The organism is Bradyrhizobium pachyrhizi (assembly GCF_029714545.1).
Classification (GTDB): Bacteria; Pseudomonadota; Alphaproteobacteria; order Rhizobiales; family Xanthobacteraceae; genus Bradyrhizobium; species Bradyrhizobium pachyrhizi.
In genome coordinates this window covers 5,302,313-5,319,548 of the sequence record NZ_CP121667.1, presented here as the reverse complement: position 1 = coordinate 5,319,548, position 17,236 = coordinate 5,302,313, and the positions used below count along the sequence as shown (strand labels likewise).

At 65.0% G+C, this 17,236-nt stretch carries 17 protein-coding genes; 11 read left to right on the top strand and 6 right to left on the bottom strand.

What is annotated here, in order from left to right:
• Positions 1-808: 808 nt before the first annotated feature.
• The gene (locus QA639_RS25060; protein ID WP_028336379.1) at positions 809-1,285 is read right to left on the bottom strand and encodes a winged helix-turn-helix transcriptional regulator; all 477 of its coding nucleotides are present in this window, start codon (positions 1,283-1,285) and stop codon (positions 809-811) included.
• 109 nt (positions 1,286-1,394) lie between these two features.
• Here QA639_RS25060 and QA639_RS25055 point away from each other — a divergent pair, with 109 nt between their 5' ends.
• Together QA639_RS25055 and QA639_RS25050 are read left to right on the top strand one after the other, a co-directional pair.
• A complete protein-coding gene (locus QA639_RS25055) occupies positions 1,395-2,168 on the top strand; it encodes an SDR family NAD(P)-dependent oxidoreductase (RefSeq protein ID WP_028336378.1) in 774 nt (257 codons plus the stop codon).
• 214 nt (positions 2,169-2,382) lie between these two features.
• Positions 2,383-2,541, top strand: a complete 159-nt coding sequence (locus tag QA639_RS25050; protein WP_198400075.1) for a hypothetical protein — start codon at positions 2,383-2,385, stop codon at positions 2,539-2,541.
• Positions 2,542-2,598: 57 nt separating this feature from the next.
• Here the strand turns inward: QA639_RS25050 and QA639_RS25045 are convergent, their stop codons facing one another.
• A complete protein-coding gene (locus QA639_RS25045) occupies positions 2,599-3,207 on the bottom strand; it encodes an FMN-dependent NADH-azoreductase (RefSeq protein WP_157340951.1) in 609 nt (202 codons plus the stop codon).
• A 99-nt stretch (positions 3,208-3,306) separates the two neighbouring features.
• Between QA639_RS25045 and QA639_RS25040 the strand changes: the two genes are divergently transcribed.
• Positions 3,307-3,711 (top strand): winged helix-turn-helix transcriptional regulator, encoded by a 405-nt coding sequence (locus QA639_RS25040; RefSeq protein ID WP_157340953.1) that lies wholly within the window; start codon positions 3,307-3,309, stop codon positions 3,709-3,711.
• A 150-nt stretch (positions 3,712-3,861) separates the two neighbouring features.
• Here the strand turns inward: QA639_RS25040 and dprA are convergent, their stop codons facing one another.
• Complete coding sequence (gene dprA / locus QA639_RS25035; protein WP_028336375.1) at positions 3,862-4,977, bottom strand: DNA-processing protein DprA; 1,116 nt, start codon at positions 4,975-4,977, stop codon at positions 3,862-3,864.
• A 136-nt stretch (positions 4,978-5,113) separates the two neighbouring features.
• On the opposite strand from dprA, the gene QA639_RS25030 reads away from it, so the two are divergent.
• Complete coding sequence (locus tag QA639_RS25030) at positions 5,114-6,352, top strand: amidase (protein ID WP_283087589.1); 1,239 nt, start codon at positions 5,114-5,116, stop codon at positions 6,350-6,352.
• 103 nt (positions 6,353-6,455) lie between these two features.
• Here QA639_RS25030 and plsY read toward each other — a convergent pair whose 3' ends face one another.
• From plsY to QA639_RS25015, 3 genes are all read right to left on the bottom strand, one after another.
• Positions 6,456-7,052 (bottom strand): glycerol-3-phosphate 1-O-acyltransferase PlsY, encoded by a 597-nt coding sequence (gene plsY / locus QA639_RS25025; RefSeq protein ID WP_157340955.1) that lies wholly within the window; start codon positions 7,050-7,052, stop codon positions 6,456-6,458.
• A 225-nt stretch (positions 7,053-7,277) separates the two neighbouring features.
• Entirely contained in the window at positions 7,278-8,579 is a 1,302-nt protein-coding gene (locus QA639_RS25020) for a dihydroorotase (RefSeq protein WP_028336372.1), read from the bottom strand.
• Between the two features lie 5 nt (positions 8,580-8,584).
• A complete protein-coding gene (locus tag QA639_RS25015; RefSeq protein ID WP_026192854.1) occupies positions 8,585-9,538 on the bottom strand; it encodes an aspartate carbamoyltransferase catalytic subunit in 954 nt (317 codons plus the stop codon).
• 268 nt (positions 9,539-9,806) lie between these two features.
• Between QA639_RS25015 and QA639_RS25010 the strand changes: the two genes are divergently transcribed.
• The 7 genes from QA639_RS25010 to QA639_RS24980 all read left to right on the top strand — a co-directional run bounded on the left by QA639_RS25010 (position 9,807) and on the right by QA639_RS24980 (position 17,184).
• Positions 9,807-10,541: a M15 family metallopeptidase gene (locus QA639_RS25010; RefSeq protein WP_157341302.1), complete on the top strand. Its 735-nt coding sequence runs from the start codon at positions 9,807-9,809 to the stop codon at positions 10,539-10,541.
• A gap of 229 nt (positions 10,542-10,770) precedes the next feature.
• Entirely contained in the window at positions 10,771-11,184 is a 414-nt protein-coding gene (locus QA639_RS25005; protein ID WP_092078151.1) for a hypothetical protein, read from the top strand.
• A 32-nt stretch (positions 11,185-11,216) separates the two neighbouring features.
• Positions 11,217-11,669: a hypothetical protein gene (locus tag QA639_RS25000; protein WP_283087588.1), complete on the top strand. Its 453-nt coding sequence runs from the start codon at positions 11,217-11,219 to the stop codon at positions 11,667-11,669.
• A gap of 160 nt (positions 11,670-11,829) precedes the next feature.
• Entirely contained in the window at positions 11,830-13,473 is a 1,644-nt protein-coding gene (locus QA639_RS24995; protein ID WP_157340959.1) for an isovaleryl-CoA dehydrogenase, read from the top strand.
• A 10-nt stretch (positions 13,474-13,483) separates the two neighbouring features.
• Positions 13,484-14,257: a CPBP family intramembrane glutamic endopeptidase gene (locus QA639_RS24990; RefSeq protein ID WP_283087587.1), complete on the top strand. Its 774-nt coding sequence runs from the start codon at positions 13,484-13,486 to the stop codon at positions 14,255-14,257.
• A 245-nt stretch (positions 14,258-14,502) separates the two neighbouring features.
• Positions 14,503-15,714 (top strand): ABC transporter substrate-binding protein, encoded by a 1,212-nt coding sequence (locus QA639_RS24985; protein ID WP_157340961.1) that lies wholly within the window; start codon positions 14,503-14,505, stop codon positions 15,712-15,714.
• A gap of 351 nt (positions 15,715-16,065) precedes the next feature.
• Entirely contained in the window at positions 16,066-17,184 is a 1,119-nt protein-coding gene (locus QA639_RS24980) for a GNAT family N-acetyltransferase (protein ID WP_283087586.1), read from the top strand.
• The last annotated feature ends 52 nt before the right edge of the window (positions 17,185-17,236 follow it).

Sequence of the window (17,236 nt, the reverse complement as noted above, 5' to 3'; positions counted from 1 at the left end):
CCGTGTCGGGGCGAACATGGGTGCTGGGGCGGTCCCTGTCAAATCGCCAGATATTGAAGGGAGGCGCCAAGCTGTGGAGTTTCTATCCCAGGGGTTGCAAAATACGTCCTAGAGTTGCGTCCGGAAAGGGCGTATCTCTCTATATATAGGGTGGAAATCGGATTAGGCCTTTTGAGCAGCACAGGGGCGGCCGGAAGCGCAAGGCGTCGGGCCGGCGGCGACCGGCGGGCGACGAGACGGCTGGGGAGGGCGGCCCGGACGATGCCCTGGTCCTGATCGCAGCCGCCGCGACCGAACTCGCCAAACTCGCCCAGCGCCACAAATTCGAAGTCCTCGAGCGCCTGTTCGTGATGGCCCGCCTGGAGGCCGACGAGCAACTGCGTTCGTGCAGCCGGAGGAGGTTGTCGTGAGGGGCGTCGCGGGATGCAGGGGTCGGGGCTCTCTCCATTCGTCGTCCTGGCCTTAGTGCGGCCGCGGCGTACTGGATCGCCCCGCATCGACCGGTGTCGTCCCTGCGAAAGCAGGGACCCACACGCCGCAGCGGGTGTTGTGGAGGGGATTCGTCGTTGCAGCACTGCTCAACAATGACCATCGGTGGTTATGGGTCCCTGCTTTCGCAGGGACGACACCGAATGTGTGGCGTCGTCTGTGACCACGTTCGTGACGACCGCGAAGCGCCCCTCGATCGGGTGAGACGGGCAATTCATAACACTGAGTTGCGCTTCGGATAAAGCGAAATATTTTTGCAGGCGAAGCATTGGCAGGTTTTTGCTGAGTTGCCCGTCGTGTCGTACCAACAACACCCATCCTACGTACTCGCGAGACGCCGCGCGCGCTTCGCTGCAGGCCGCGGCTTCAGCGCAGTGTCGGCCGCGCCAAGCACGCGTCCATCCTGCGAATAGAGCGCGAGCTTCTTCACCGGCTTGCCCTTGTCGCGGTCGACCAGGATGGTCGCGATCTCGTTTGGATGCTCGTCGAATTCCTCGGTCCATTGCCGCAGCGCGACCAGGATCGGAAAGATGCCGTGGCCCTTCGGCGTCAGCACATATTCCTGATAGGCGCTGCCGTCCGAGGCGGGAACCGTCTTCAGGATGCCGCGCTCGACCAGCGTGCGCAGCCGTGTGGCAAGGATGTTTTTGGCAAGCCCGAGGCTTGCCTGGAATTCGCCGAAGCGGCGCCGGCCGAGGCTGGCGTCGCGGATGATCAGGAGCGACCACCAGTCGCCGAACACGTCGAGCGCGCGTGCGACGGGACAGCTGTCGCCTGCAAGGCTGGTTCGTTTCACCGACCGTCTCCAGGAATTCGGGCCATCACGACCTTGTGTGGTTGCAATATTAAACCGTATGCCCTAGCTAGGCAATGAAGTTTAATAATGCAACCAATTGGAGGCGGACATGAGACTGGCGAACAAGACGGCGTTGATCACCGGCGGCAACAGCGGCATCGGGCTCGCGACAGCGAAGCTGTTCGTGGCGGAGGGCGCCAAGGTCGTCATCACCGGGCGCAACAAGGAGACGCTTGCGGCGGCATCCAGGGAGCTCGGGCCGAACGCGCTCGCGGTGGCGGCCGATGCCACCGACGTCGCGGCGCTGGAAGCCGCGGTGAAGCAGGGCACCGAGAAGTTCGGCAAGTATGACGTGCTGTTCGCCAATGCCGGCATTCCCGGCCAGACGCCGGTCGGCGGCACCACGCTGGCCGCATTCGAGAATGTGATCCGGACCAATCTCACCGGTGTGTTCTTCACGGTGCAGGCGGTCGCGCCGTATCTCAACGACGGCGCATCGATCATTCTCAACGGGTCGGTGATTTCCGTGCTCGGCAATCCCGGCTACTCGGCCTATGCCGCGAGCAAGGCCGGCGTGCGCGCGATGGCGCGGGTGATGGCGTCAGAATTCTCGCCGCGCAACATCCGCGTCAACGTGGTGGCGCCGGGTGCCGTGCGCACCCCGATCTGGGGCGCGGCGATCGCAACGCCCGAGGCCGAGAAGACATTTGAGCAGCGGATCGGCAAGACCACGCCGCTCGGGCGGATCGGCGAGCCCGATCACATTTCAAAGACCGTGCTATTCCTGGCGTCGGACGACGCCGCGCATGTGCAAGGGCAGGAGCTGTTCATCGACGGCGGTGCAACCGCATCACCGGCGGGCGCGCCGATCTATCGCGGATAATTTGTTTCTCATTGTATCGAACGGCCGGTGTGAAGCGTTTCATACCGGCCGATTTCGTTTGCGACTATCATCGCGCAATAGTTTGTTGTCTGAGCATGATCTTTCCGGAAAACCGCTTCGCACTTTTCCGGATCATGCTTGAACCTTTGACGTACTCGCCGGACTCTTGAATGGGCGGGGGATTTTTCACCACGGAATCATTTGGAGTGCCGCCATGCCGAAAGCAGCCCGCATTTCGACGTCGATCCCGGTTTCGCCCGCATTCGAAAGTTCAGATACGACGCAATTCGTGACGGTCGCGCTGTTCTCCGGCATCGGCCTGTTGATTTCGCTGGTCGCCGTCATCCTCGGCATTCAGGGCGTCTGGTTCTGAGTTCCTCCGCCTGAACGGCCTGCCGCCGCCAGGCGACAGCAGGCGCTTTGAATCACATCAGGCTGCGTTCAGATTGCCGGCGGCCTGCAGCGCGCCCGCAACCGCCTTTTCGCGATGCTCGGGGCCGACTTGGATGCCGTCGGCGGGGATGAACTCAACATTCCTGACGCCGATGAAGCCGAACACACCGCGCAGGTAGGTCTCGAGGTGCTCGAGCGCGGCCATCGGCGTGTCGGCGCCGTAATAGCCGCCGCGCGAGATCGCGATGATGACGCGCTTGTTGCCGGCCAGTCCCTCGACGCCGCCGGCGCCATACTTGAAGGTCTTGCCCGCAACCAGGATGCGGTCGATCCAGGCCTTGAGCTGGCTCGGAATCGTGAAATTGTACATGGGCGCGCCGATCACGACGATGTCGGCGGCGAGGAACTCGTCCAGCACCGCCTGGCCGGTCGCGATGTCGTCGCGCACCGACGGGTCCGGCGCCGCGCCCTGGCTGGCGGCGAGGTGCAGGCCGGAGAGGTGGGCGAGCGGGGTCTGGCTGAGGTCGCGGTAGTTGACGACGAGGCGCGGATTGGCCTGGCGCAGCCGCTCGACGGCGGCGGCGGAGACCTGGCGGCTGACGGAGTGGGGGCCGAGGACCGAGGAATCGATGTGCAGAAGTTTCATGGCAGAGGTCACCTTTGGTATAGGTTTGTAACTGGCGCTATATGAGTGACCACCCTAAATCTCCGCAAGAACGCACATTTTTGAAACCAGAGCACAGAAATGAGACCCGAGAACATCGATGTGACCGCTCCGCTGCCGCGGCCCAGCCCCGACCACAGCGATTGCCGCGCGGTCGCCTCCGTGCTGGCGCGGGTCGGCGACAAATGGAGCGTGTTCGTGATCATGATGCTGATCGACGGGCCGAAGCGCTTCAACGAGTTGAAGCGCATGATCAATGGCATCTCGCAGCGGATGCTGACGCTCACGCTGCGCGGGCTCGAGCGCGACGGCTTGGTGACGCGTACGGTGTTTCCGACCATCCCGCCGCGGGTCGATTATGAGCTGACGGATCTCGGCCGCGGACTGGCGGCGCCCGTGAAGGCGCTCGGCCAGTGGGCATTCGCGCATCTGCCGGAGATCGAGGGGGCGCGAAACGACTTCGATGCGCGGAATGGGGAAGGTTGAAACGTGTTGTCCGTTACCCTGAGGAGGCCGCAACGTGGCCGTCTCGAAGGGGCGACAGCCACCAGCGGGGCCGTGCGTCCTTCGAGACGCCTGCTGCGCGGCTCCTCAGGATCACGGTGACGGATTGGCGTAAGCCGTCAAGCCGGAGCACTAAATCAGCGACACCAGCCCACCGCCGTGGCGTTCGAGCCTGCCGGCGAGCTCGAGCTCAAGCAGCACGGCGCGCACAACGGCCGGCGACACGTCGGCCATCCGGATCAGATCGTCGATGCTGATCGGGCTCGGCCCGAGCAGATCGATGATGCGGGCGCGATCGCCGCTGTCAGTGGCAAAGTCCAGCGGCTCGTCGTCCTCGCGCAAGCCAGGCATCACCGGCCGTTCCATGATCGGCGTGACCGCGCTGATGACGTCGGCGGCTTCGGTGACCAGCGTGGCGCCTTGCTTGATCAGGTCGTTGGCGCCGGCGGCGCGCGGATCGATCGGCGAGCCCGGCACCGCGAACACCTCGCGGCCCTGTTCGGCAGCCATCCGCGCCGTGATCAGCGAGCCCGACCGATGCGCGGCCTCGACGATCACGACGCCGAGCGAGGCGCCCGAGATCAAACGGTTGCGGCGCGGGAAGTCGCGCGCCCGCGGCACATGGCCGAGCGGCATCTCCGAGATCGCCGCGCCGTGTTCGAGGAGGGCGGCCAGCAGATCCTCGTGCTCCGGCGGGTAGATCCTGTCGTGGCCGCCGGCGAGCACGGCGACCGTGCCGCTGGCAACGGTGGCGCGGTGAGCTGCCTGATCGATGCCGCGGGCGAGGCCCGAGATCACGACAAAGCCGGCGTCACCGAGATCGCGCGCGAGCTGGCCGGCAAATTTCAGCCCGGCGCCGGAGGCGTTGCGCGAGCCGACGATCGCGATCATCGGCCGCATCAGGGTGTCGCGCGCGCCGCGCACGGCAAGCAGCGGCGGCGCATCGTCGATGGTGGCAAGCCGCGCCGGATAATGCGCTTCCTCCGGCGCGACGAGATCGATGCCGAATTTGCGGCAGGCTGCGAGCTCTGCCGCAGCGTCGGCCTCGCTGCAGATGCGTCCGGGGCCGGAGGCGCCGCCGCGGCGCGCGAGGTCAGGCAGGCGCTCCAGCGCGTGCGCCGCATCGCCAAAATGGCGGAGCAGCGATGCAAAGGTGCGCGGGCCGACATTGTCGGAGCGGATCAGCCGCAGGCGGTTGAGCCGTTCGGTGTCGGTGAGTTTTGGAGGGCTGGGCGAGCGGTCATGCATGCGGGGCTTAGCTTCGCCCAACCTGAGATTGTGATCAACTGCGACATTGGCGCAGCCGCGCGCGACGCGCTAAAAGCGCTTGGCAAGAAGCTGCCAAAAAACCGTCAAGAACCATCAAGAAACAGGACGTCTGCCGATGATTTCGCTTGCCGATCTCCAACACCGCATCGCCTCCGGCGAATTGTCCACCGATGCCGCCATCACGCAGACGCGGGACGCCATCGCGGCGCGGGACAGAACCATCGGCGCCTTCGTTCGCCTCGACGAGACGGCGCGTGCGCAACAGGCCGGGCCGCTGCGCGGGATTGCGGTCGGTATCAAGGACATCATCGATACCGCTGACCTCCCGACCGAGATGGGCGCCGCGATCTATCGCGGGCATCAGCCGCGCGCCGATGCGCCGGTGGTGATGGCGCTGAAGCAGGCCGGCGCCACCATCATCGGCAAGACCACGACGACGGCATTCGCGGCGAACGATCCGACCGCAACGCTCAATCCGCACAATCACGCGCACACGCCGGGCGGCTCGTCGTCGGGTTCGGCCGCCGCGGTCGCGGCCGGGATGATCCCGCTGGCGCTCGGCACGCAGACCGGCGGTTCGGTGATCCGGCCGGCGTCGTTCTGTGGCGTCGCCGCGATCAAGCCGAGCTACCGCCTGCTGCCGACCGTCGGCGTGAAATGCTTCTCCTGGACGCTCGACACCGTCGGGCTGTTCGGCGCCGGCGTGCGCGACGTCGCGCTGGGGCTCGCTGCGATGACCAGGCGGCCTGAGCTGGTGGGGCCGTCGAAGGTTTCCGCGCCGCACATCGGCGTGGTGACGCAGGCCTTCGCCGGTTCGCCGGAACCTTCCGGCGCGGAGGCGTTGCAGAAGGCCGCGCGTGCGGCGGAGCAGGCGGGTGCGACCGTGCGCGAGCTCGCGATGCCCGAGGTCGTCGCGGAGGCGTGGCGGATCCATCCGGTGGTGCAGGAGTTCGAGGCGCATCAGTCGTTCGCCTGGGAATACGGCCAGAACTACGATGCGATGCCGCCGCTCCTGCGCGGCCGGCTCGACGAGAGCAAGGGCGGCACGCCGGCGGAATACGACGCGGCGATGGCCGTCACGCTGCGCGCGCGGCAGGCGCTGGCCACGATCCTCTCGGAGGTCGACGTGCTGCTGACGCTGTCGGCGCCGGGCGCGGCACCCGAGGGTTTGGCGTCGACCGGCGATCCCCGTTACAACCGGCTCTGGACCTTGATGGGCGTGCCTTGCGTCAACGTGCCGACGCTGACCGCCGAGGGCGGATTGCCGGTCGGCGTGACCGTGATCGCGGGTTTTGGCGATGATGCGAAGGCGCTGGCGGCGGCGAGCTTTGTCGAGGACGCGCTGAGGAAATAGGCCTCGTCATTCCGGGCGATGCGCAGCATCGAACCCGGAATCTCGCGCCACAACCTCTGGATTCCGGGCTCATCGCTGACGCGATGCCCCGGAATGACTGACGTCACTTCCGCTCGCCGATCTTGCCCTCGGTGCCGGCCTGCAGGCGCTGGATGTTCTCGCGGTGCATGTAGAACAGCAGCAGCGTCAGCACGGCGAACAGCGAGGCGAGCGCGTTGTGGCCGAACCACCACAGGAACAGCGGCGTCACGAACGCGGCGATCAGCGCCGACAGCGACGAGTAGCGGGTGGTGTAGGCGGTGCCGAGCCAGATCGCGGCGAAGATCAGCGCCGCCGGCCAGAACAGGCCGAGCAGCACGCCGATATAGGTCGCGACACCCTTGCCGCCGCGAAATTTGAGCCAGACCGGGAAGAGGTGGCCGAGGAAAGCCCCCAGCGCCGCCAGCATCGCCGCGTTCGGGCCGTCGATGGTGCCGGCGATGATGACGGCGACGGTGCCCTTCAGCATGTCGCCGAGCAGCGTCGCCGCGGCGAGGCCCTTGCGGCCGGTGCGCAGCACATTGGTGGCGCCGATATTGCCCGAGCCGACCGTGCGCAGATCCTGCGTGCCGGCCATCCTGGTCAGCACCATGCCGAACGGGATCGAGCCCAGCAGGTAGCCGATCAGGAAAGCGAGCGGCAGCAGCCCATCAGCAGACATCGCGGTGGTTCCCTGGAGCGGTCTCACCCAAAACGGGGCAGTGCCGTCAATGAAATATTAACCATAAATCCGCACCATGGCCTTGGTAATGAGGGAGCTTATCATGGCTTCTGTTCGCAGGCGGCTGGAGCAGTTTTTCTTTGTCGTTTACGTCGCGGCCATCGTCGTTGGCACAACGATGGAAGCGATGTCGCAACTCGCGTCGCGCTGAGTTCCACCCCAGTTTCAGACGTGCTCGTACACGGTCCGTCCACCGACGATCGTCCGCGTCACGCGGCCCGAGAAGCGGGCGTCGTCAAACGGCGTGTTCTTGCACAGTGATTTGAGATCGTCGCGGTCGAGCACCCAGGGCGTGTCGGCGTCGATCACGATGACGTCGGCCGGTGCACCCGCGCGCAGCGTGCCGCCGGCCAGGCCGAGCAGCTCCGCCGGCCGGGTCGACATCGCCCGGATCAGCGTCTTGAAGTCCATCTCGCCATTGTGGATCAGCCGCAGCGCCGCCGGCAGCATGGTCTGCAGGCCGACTGCGCCGCTGGCCGCTTCCGCGAACGGCAGCCGCTTGACCTCGACGTCCTGCGGATTGTGGTCGCTCATCACGACGTCGATCAGTCCGGAGGCGAGCGCGGCCACCAGCGCCTTGCGGTCCTCCTCGGTGCGCAGCGGCGGCGCCAGCTTGAGGAAGGTGCGGTAGGGGCCGATGTCGTTCTCGTTCAGCGTCACGTGGTTGATCGAGACCGAGGCCGAGACATTGTGGCCGGCGTCGCGGGCGCGCTTGAGGATCTCCAGCGACTCGATCGAGGTCAGCGAGGCTGCGTGATAGCGCCCGCCGGTCAAGCCTGCGAGCCGCATGTCGCGCTCGAGCATGATCGACTCGGCCGCCGTGGGAATGCCGGCAAGGCCGAGCCTTGTGGCGAATTCGCCCTCGTTCATCACGCCTTCGCCGACCAGATGCGGGTCCTCGGTGTGATGCACGATCAGCGCGTCGAAATCGCGGGCATAGGTCAGCGCGCGCCGCATCACCTGGGCGTTGGTGACGCTGCGGTCGCCGTCGGTGAAGGCGACGGCGCCGGCGGCCTTGAGCAGGCCGATCTCGGTCATCTCCTGGCCCTGCATGCCCTTGGTCAGCGCCGCCATCGGATGGATGTTGACGATCGCGGTGTCGCGGGCGCGGCGCAGCACGAAGTCGACGGTCGCGGAATTGTCGATCACCGGCGAGGTGTCGGGCTGGCAGATGATGGTGGTGATGCCGCCGGCCGCGGCGGCCTGGCTGGCAGAGGCAAAAGTCTCGCGATGGCTGGCGCCGGGCTCGCCGACAAAGGCGCGCATGTCGATCAGGCCGGGGGCCACGATCTTGCCGGCGCAATTGACGATGTCGGTGCCTTCGGGGACGCCGGCGGCGCCGATGCCGCGCTTGGCGTCACGGATCACGCCGTCGGCGATCAGGACATCGCCCGGACCGTCGAAATCGCGCGACGGATCGATGACGCGGGCGTTGGCGAGCAGGATGGGGCGGCGATCGGTCAGCATCGGTCTCACGCGTTCGGCAGGTTGCGGGCGAGCGCTTCCAGCACCGCCATGCGCACTGCCACACCCATTTCGACTTGTTCACGGATCAGCGACTGCGCGCCGTCGGCGACGAAGGTGTCGATCTCGACACCGCGGTTCATCGGGCCCGGATGCATCACCAGCGCGTCCGGCTTGGCATAGCCGAGCTTCTTCTGGTCGAGGCCGAAATAGTGGAAATACTCGCCCGACGACGGCACGAAGGAGCCGTTCATGCGCTCGCGCTGCAGCCGCAGCATCATCACGATGTCGGCGCCGTTCAGCCCCTCGCGCATGTCGCGCGCGACCTCGACGCCCATCCGCTCGATGCCGGGCGGCAGCAGGGTGGAGGGGGCCACCACGCGGACGCGGGCGCCCATGGTGTTGAGCAGGAAGATGTTGGAGCGCGCCACGCGCGAATGCAGCACGTCGCCGCAGATCGCGATCGTCAGCCCCTCCAGCCGGCCCTTGTTGCGGCGGATCGTCAGGGCGTCGAGCAGCGCCTGGGTCGGGTGCTCGTGGCTGCCGTCGCCGGCATTGATCACGGAACCGTCAACCTTGCGTGCCAGGAGCTCGACCGCGCCGGAGGCGTGGTGGCGTACCACCAGGATGTCCGGGTGCATCGCGTTCAGCGTCACCGCGGTGTCCATCAACGTCTCGCCCTTGCGGGTCGACATCGACGACACCGACATGTTCATGACGTCGGCGCCCAGGCGTTTTCCGGCGATCTCGAACGAGGACTGGGTCCGGGTCGAGGCCTCGAAGAACAGATTGACCTGGGTACGGCCGCGCAGGCTGGCGCGCTTCTTGTCGACCTGGCGGTTGAGCTCGACATACTCCTCGGAGAGGTCGAGCAGGCCCGTGATGTCGTCAGCGGAAAGGCCCTCGATGCCCAGCAGATGCCGGTGACCGAGGACAAAAGTCGATTTCAACGATGGGGTCATTAAAGCGAGAGCTATAGGCGCGGATGGCCGGTGGGGCAAGCGCGAAGAGGGCTCGCGGGAGTTTTCCCCGAGTAAGATGTCGTTGCCTTCTCGGCGGTCCTGCCGGGGCTCGCCGCGGGACATCCGCGCCTTGCTTTTGCGGGGTTTTCCGGAACAAGACGTGGATGGCCGGGCATAGGCGGAGCGGCAGCGACGCCGTCCTCCTGACGGGCTATACCCGGCCGTGACGCCGGAGCGAGACCTCGTGAAAATTGTCGTGATCGCATGGATGACCATCGCGTTGATCCCGGGGGCGATCTCGCCTGCCTTCGCTCAGAACCTGCCCGGCGACTTCGCGTTCCTCCGCAACATCGATCCGACCATCATTCAGGACATCCGCTACGCCGCCGCGAACAATTTCATGGGCCGGCCGCTCGCGGGCTATGGCGCGGCGGAATGCGTGGTGAAGCGGGAGGTCGGACTCAGGCTCAAGGCCGTGCAGCAGGAACTGGCCCGGCAAAGACTGTCGCTGAAGATGTTCGATTGCTACCGGCCGGCCCGTGCCGTCGCCGACATGGTGGCGTGGTCGAAAAACGGCACCGAGAGCGCCGCCGAGCGGCGCTACAACCCGGCCTTCTCGAAGGCCGACCTGTTCCGCCTCGGCTACATCGCCACCCATTCGGGGCATTCGACAGGGGCCGCGGTCGATCTCACGCTGGTCGATCTTGGCGCCGACAATTCGCGCAAGTTCGATCCGGCCAGGGACTATGCCGACTGCACCGCGCCGGCCGCCGCGCGCGCCCCGGAGGGCAGCGTCGACATGGGCACCGGCTACGATTGTTCCGACGTGAAGGCCCACACCGCGGCCGGTTGGATCGCGCCGGCGCAGAGACGCTGGCGCACCAAGCTGGTCGCGGCGATGGCCCGTCAGGGGTTCGCGAATTATGCCAAGGAATGGTGGCACTTTTCGCTGCCGGGGGCAGGCGGGCCGGCCTACGACTTCCCGATCGTCCGGGCGCGCTAAAGCGTTTTCGAGCGAAGTGGACGCCGGTTCGCGTGAAGAAAACGCGTCAGAACAAGAGACTAGAGCTTCGATTCTGATTCAATCAGAACCGAAGCTCCAGCGCAGGATTTTCCTCAAATCCGAAGCATTTTCGCAAGACGACGCTTGCCATCGCAAAAGTAGCCGAGCGACCTTTCAACACTCCTTAATTGTGGCCGTATGAAGTGCGGGCAACACGGGAGCATGCAGCATGCGTTTCGCAGCCATTGCAATTGTTGTCGTCGGCGTCGCCGGCGTCTTGATCTACGATCGACACGACAAGAGCGCGAATTATCAGCGCGTCGATGCCCGCATCAGCGGCGTCAGCGAGCAATGCTATCTGGAAAAGGTCGAGCGCGGGGTCATCACCAAGACGACGTCGACCTCCGACCTGACCCGCTGCGAGATTGCCGAGTTGCTGCGCAAGGAGCATCCGAAGTGGCAGGGCTATGACGTGAAGCACAAGATCGAGGTGAAGGTCGTCTATGTCTCGCCGGTCGACGGGGCCACGCACCAGTCGAGCCTGCAGATGTCCTATTTCCCCAATGGCAAGCCGCTGCGCGCCGGGGATGTGTTTCCTGTGCTCGCCTCCAAGACCAAGGCGGACAAGACGCGTTCGATCTGACCGACGCGGTTCGACAGGACGGAAGCACAACCATGCGCCTTGGCCTCTACGCTATGATCGCTGTCGCCGTCGCGAGCTTCTATGTCTATAGCGAGCTCGACAAGCGGTTGAACTTCCGGCCGATCGACGCGCGCGTCAGCAGCGTCAAGGAACAATGCTACATGGAGAAGACCGAGGGATCGCGAAGCTCGACCTCCGATCTGTTGCCGTGCGAGCTTACCGAGCTTCTGGCGCGCCATCATCCGAAATGGCAAGGCGCCGACATCAAGCACAAGATCGAGATCCGGTTTGCCTACATCTCGCCGGTGGATGGCGCCGCGCATGAGTCCAACATGCAGTGGGCGGCCTATCCCGATAATCGGCAATTGAGCAGCGGCGACATTTTTCCGGTCCAGGCTTCCAGGAAGGAGGCGAACCGGACCCGCGTCAATGACTGGGTCGACCGCTGGCTCGGCCGCCACGCGCCCAAGCGCGCAAGCGTCTAAAGCATAGAAGCATCTGGCGGACGTGTACTTTTCGCTGCCCCGCGCCGGCTCGCAGGCTTATGATCCTCCGATTCCATTGCGCCGCGGCTGGCCCGTGATCCCGGCCGGGGAAGGCCTGTTGTCCAGGCCGCATGCGTGCAGACCAGTTGCCGAGGAGACCATGACGCAGGCTCCGTTTGCCACCCACGACGTCTTCAACCAGTCGCCGCCGTTCGAAAATGTCGACCTGTTCACGGTGGACGCGCCGCTCGCCGCGGCGGTCGCTGCCAATGGCGGGGAGGCGGCAACGGCTGAGCTGTCCGATTTCGGCAAGCAGTGGGGATCCGCTGCCATGGCGGAGCGCGGCCGCGTTGCCAACGAGAACACGCCGAAGCTGCGGCTGTTCGATGCCAGGGGCAATCGCCGCGACGAGGTCGAGTTTCACCCGGCCTATCACGAGCTGATGGCGCACTCCGCGCATGCCGGCGTGCACAACTCGACCTGGAGCGCCGACGGCAAGCCGGCCGGCGGGGCGGCCGAGGTGGTGCGCGCGGCAAGGTTCTACATCGCTTCCCAGGTCGAGACCGGCCATCTCTGCCCGATCACGATGACGCGCGCCTCGGTCGCGGCGCTGGCCTCGCAGCCGGATATTCTGGCGAAGACGATGCCGGTGATCGGAACGCGCGCCTACGACCCCAGCTTTGCGCCATGGTGGACCAAGCGCGGCATGACTCTCGGCATGGGCATGACCGAAAAGCAGGGCGGCACGGATGTGCGCGCCAACATGACGCGCGCCGAGCGCAACGGCGAGGCCTGGCGCATCACCGGGCACAAATGGTTCATGTCGGCGCCGATGTGCGACGCCTTCCTGGTGCTGGCGCAGACGATGAATGGGCTGAGCTGCTTCTTCATGCCGCGCTTTGCGCCCGACGGCACGGTCAACGCAATCCACTTCCAGCGCCTGAAGGACAAGCTCGGCAATCGCTCCAATGCCTCGTCGGAGGTCGAATTCCACGGCGCTTATGCCGAGCTGATCGGCGAGGAGGGCAAGGGCATCCGCACCATCATCCAGATGGTGCAGCTGACGCGGCAGGATTGCGCGATCGCATCCGCTGGGCTGATGCGCTCGGGACTGGCGCACGCGCTCCATCACGCGCGGCATCGCAGCGTGTTCCAGAAACACCTCGCCGACCAGCCGCTGATGCAGGCGGTGCTGTCGGACATGGCGCTGCATGTCGAGGCGTCGATCGCGCTGGTGATGCGGCTCTGCCGTGCTTTCGATCGCGCGCCGGCCGATGCGGGCGAGGCCGCCTATATGCGGCTGCTGACGCCGGCGATCAAATACTGGACCTGCAAGAGCGCGCCCGGCTTCCTCTATGAGGCAATGGAGTGCCTCGGCGGCAATGGCTATGTTGAGGAAGGCATTTTGGCGCGCCACTACCGGGAGTCGCCGGTCAACGCAATCTGGGAGGGGTCCGGCAACGTGATGTGCCTCGACGTGCTGCGCGCACTCGGCCGCGAGGCTGACGCCGCACTCGCCGTGCTGCGCGCTCTCGCCGAGGAGACCAAGGGCCTGCCGGGCGCCGCCGAGGCCGTTGGCTCGATCGGGCAGTCGTTCCGCCGGCCGGACAGCGAGCGCGTCGCGCGGCTTGCGGTCGAGCAGCTGGCGCTCCTGGCGGCAACTGCGGCGCTCAACCAGGTCTCGCCGAAAAACGCCGAGCTGTTGGCGGCGACACGGCTTGCCGAACGCCACGCCGGGATGTACGGCGCGGTGGACTTATCCGATACCGATCAGCGCGCGCTGCTGGCGCGGGCGCTGCCATGAAGGTTTGCTGATGGACGCACTCAATCCCGATACTTCGCCGTCGGCTGTCGAACCGCCGCCGCTCCCCCCGCGGGTCTGGAAATTCTGGGGCACCGCACTGTGGGGCCTTTTGATTTTCGCCGCGATGTTCGTCGGCCAGGTCACGGTCATCGTCTGGCGCATCGTCGCGCAGGGCGGGGAGGTGTCGACGGCCGGCATCACCCACGTGGTCGCCGACGGCCTGACGATCTCGCTCTCGGTCCTCGCCGGCCTGCCGATGGTGTTGCTGGTGCTGTGGTTCGCGATCCGCAGGACCCGGATCTCGTTCGCCGATTATCTCGGGCTGCGCGGGACGTCGTGGAAGAACGTGATCATCGGCGTCGTCGCGCTCGTCGTACTGGTCGGGGCCTGGGACATGGTGTCCCGAGCCGCCGGCCGCGAGGTGTCGCCGGGCTTCATGGGCGACGTGCTGAAATCGGCGCAGGAGCACAGCGCACTGTGGCTCCTGGTGATCGCCTTCGCCGTAGCCGCGCCGCTCTGGGAGGAACTGTTCGCACGCGGCTGGCTCTACCGCGGCTGGTCGGAATCCGCGCTCGGACCCTATGGCGCGATCCTGCTGTCGTCGATCGTCTGGACCGTGATGCACCTGCAATACGATTGGTTCTTCCTCTGCCAGGTGCTGACGATCGGCCTCCTGTTCGGCTATTTGCGCTTCCGCACCGGCTCGACCTGGCTGACCATCCTGCTGCACGGGCTGAACAATTTCGCGGCGACGATCCAGACCTGGTGGCTGGCGGGATCGTAACGCCCTGTCCAATTGCTAGGAGCCAACAGGTCGCGCGGACGCGCGCGCGACGACAGGTTCCGCGACGAAGCAATCGACGTCTCTGCACGCGGAAAGATGGATTGCTCCGCTTCGCTCGCAATGGCGGGAGTGTGGACCAAGGGGATGTCGGTGCTCCCGTCGGAGTGCTATGATCCAGATCAATGAATGAGCGCGGGCCGGTCCGAAACTAGGCAGCGGCGGCTGCCGTCGTGCGAGCTCTTCTCATGGCTATCTTGATCCGAGCGCTCCTGGCCGGCGTCGTCGCGCTGGCGTCTCTCGGCGCCATCACGCAGCAGGTGCGCGACCAGGGCGTTACCGACACCGAAATCCGGATCGGCAATGTCATGCCGTATAGCGGCGCGCTGGAGATTTTCGGCCAGATCGGCAAGGCGGAAGCCGCCTATTTCGAGATGATCAACGAACGCGGCGGCATCAATGGCCGCAAGATCCGCTTCATGTCCTATGACGATCTGTCGGATCCCTCCAACGCCATGGATCTCACGCGCATTCTGGTCGAAACCGACAATGTGCTCTTGATGTTCGGTTCGTTCGGCACGCCTGGGAATCTCGCGGTGCGGAAGTATCTCAACGAACGGAAGATCCCCCAGCTTTTCGTTGCTTCCGGCGATCACGAGCTCAGTGAGCCGGCGGCCTATCCGTGGACCATGGGCTGGCAGCCCTCGTATCGCGAGGAAGGGCGCATCTACGCCAACTACATCCAGGCGTTCTATCCCGGCAAGAAAATCGTGGCGCTTTGGGAGAATGACCAGTTCGGGCGCGAATTGTTCAAGGGACTGGTGCAGGGGCTGGGCGACGTCGCCCACAACATCAGGGTCGACATCGCCTATGATGTCGACGATCAGCACCTGGACGGCCACGTCTCGATCCTGAAGCAATCGGGCGCCGAGGTCTTTGTGTTTGCCGGAGTACCGGAAAATGCCGCCAAGGTGATCCGCGCGGCGGCCGACCACGGTTGGCGGCCGGTGTTCGTCGTGAACCAGATGGCGTCATCGATCGAGACGGTGCTCAAGCGGGCCGGCACGGAGAATGCGACCGGCGTCATCACCGCCGCGTTCCTGAAGGATGCGAGCGATCCGGCCTGGAGAGCGGAGCAGGGCGCCTGGTACAGCTTCCTGGACAAGTATACCAAAGCCGGCGGCAAGGATGACGCGGCCGCAGTCTACGGCTATGCCGCCGCCGAAACGATGGTCGAGGTGCTCAGGCAATGCGGCAACGACCTGTCGCGCGAGAATGTCATGAAGCAGGCCGCGGCGCTCAGGGATTATCAGGCGTCCGCCTTGCTCCCCGGCATCAAGATCAACACCGCTCAGTTCCGACCGGTCGAGCAATTGCGGTTGCTTCAGTTCGATGGCCGTAGCTGGCAGCCGATCGGGGATGTGCTCGATACGGCGTTCGCCGGTTCGGCCGGGAAATAGCGGCGATCAGGAGAAGCCGTACAAGCCGCGCCCAATCGTTGCTGGCCCTCGCTCTTGCTGAAGCGCAAGGGCGAGTTGTGGTGTTACGTCGCTGGGACCGGCGGGCCGGTCTATTGCGGGAGGGCGCGCCGCTCGGCGCCGACGGGGCTTCGAAGGAGACGCGATTTCGAAAGTAATGACTTGTTGCGCGGATGGCACAGGAGCCCGCGTCCAAATCAGGTACATTGATACTGTATTGAAAGACTTTTCATCACCCGGAGCATTGCGTTGGCGTCAGACGCAGTCAGTCTGGCTGATACAACAAGCGTAGCGGACGCGGCAGCTGCTACAGCGCCTTTTCGCGTAAAGATCGTGACGCGCGACGAAATCGCCGGTTGTCCCGCTTGGGCTGCCAGCTTCGCCGACTTGCGCAAGGATCACCGTTACTACGAAATCCTGGAGGATACGCTCCGCGAGCGCGTCGAGTACCGGTACTTCGCGATCATCGACCGGGCAGGCTGTCTCCATGCCGTCCAGCCGTTTTTTCTGCTCGACCAGGACATTCTCGAAGGACTTGGAGCGCAATGGCAGCCGCTGCTGGCGCGCATCCGAGGCGTCGTTCCCGGGTTTCTCAAAATGCGAACCCTGATGGTCGGATGTTTCGCCGGGGAAGGGCATCTTGCCGGATCAAGCACGGTGCCATCCGGCAAGATCGCCGAGATTCTTTGCGGGGAAATCGTCACTCTCGCACGATCATGCCGGGCGCAGCTCATCGTCCTGAAGGAATTCCCCGCGCGCTACCGGCCGGTGCTGGATTGCTTCGTCCGGCGCGGCTTCGCCCGCGCGCCCAGCATGCCGATGACGGCGCTCAATATCGAGCACGACGACTTCGATGCCTACATGCAAAATGCGCTGCCGCGGTCGGCGCGCTGGCAGCTCCGCAAGAAATTCAAGGCAACCGACGGTGAAACCATAGCTCTTACCGTCACTGACGACGCAAGGGATGCCGTCGACGAGATCTATCCGCTCTACCTGCAGGTCTTCGACCGTTCGAAATTCCGTTTCGAAAAACTGACAGCCGACTATCTCCGCCGGCTCGGCAGCGACATGAAGGACAAGGTCCGCTTCTTCATCTGGCGCCGTGGCGGGAAGGTGATCGCCTTCAGCCTTTGCATGGTGGAAGGCGACAGTCTGTTCTGGGAGTATGTCGGCCTCGACTATGCTGTCGCACTCGACCTTCATCTTTATTACTACACCATTCGCGACATGATGAATTGGGCGATCGCCAACGGTTACAGGTGGCTTCGAAGCACGGGTCTCAGCTACGAACCGAAATTCCGGATGCGGCATGACCTCGATCCGCTCGACCTCTATGTGCGGCTTCGCTCTCCGCTTCCGAACGCGATCTTCAGGCTCCTGTTGCCCTGGATAGTTCCGGCCCGCTATGACAAGACCCTGCGCAAGTTCGCGAACTATCGCGAAGTCTGGTAGCAACCGATAGGCGCGGCGCCATGCTGCCTCGGCTCCAGTCAAGTCCGATTGG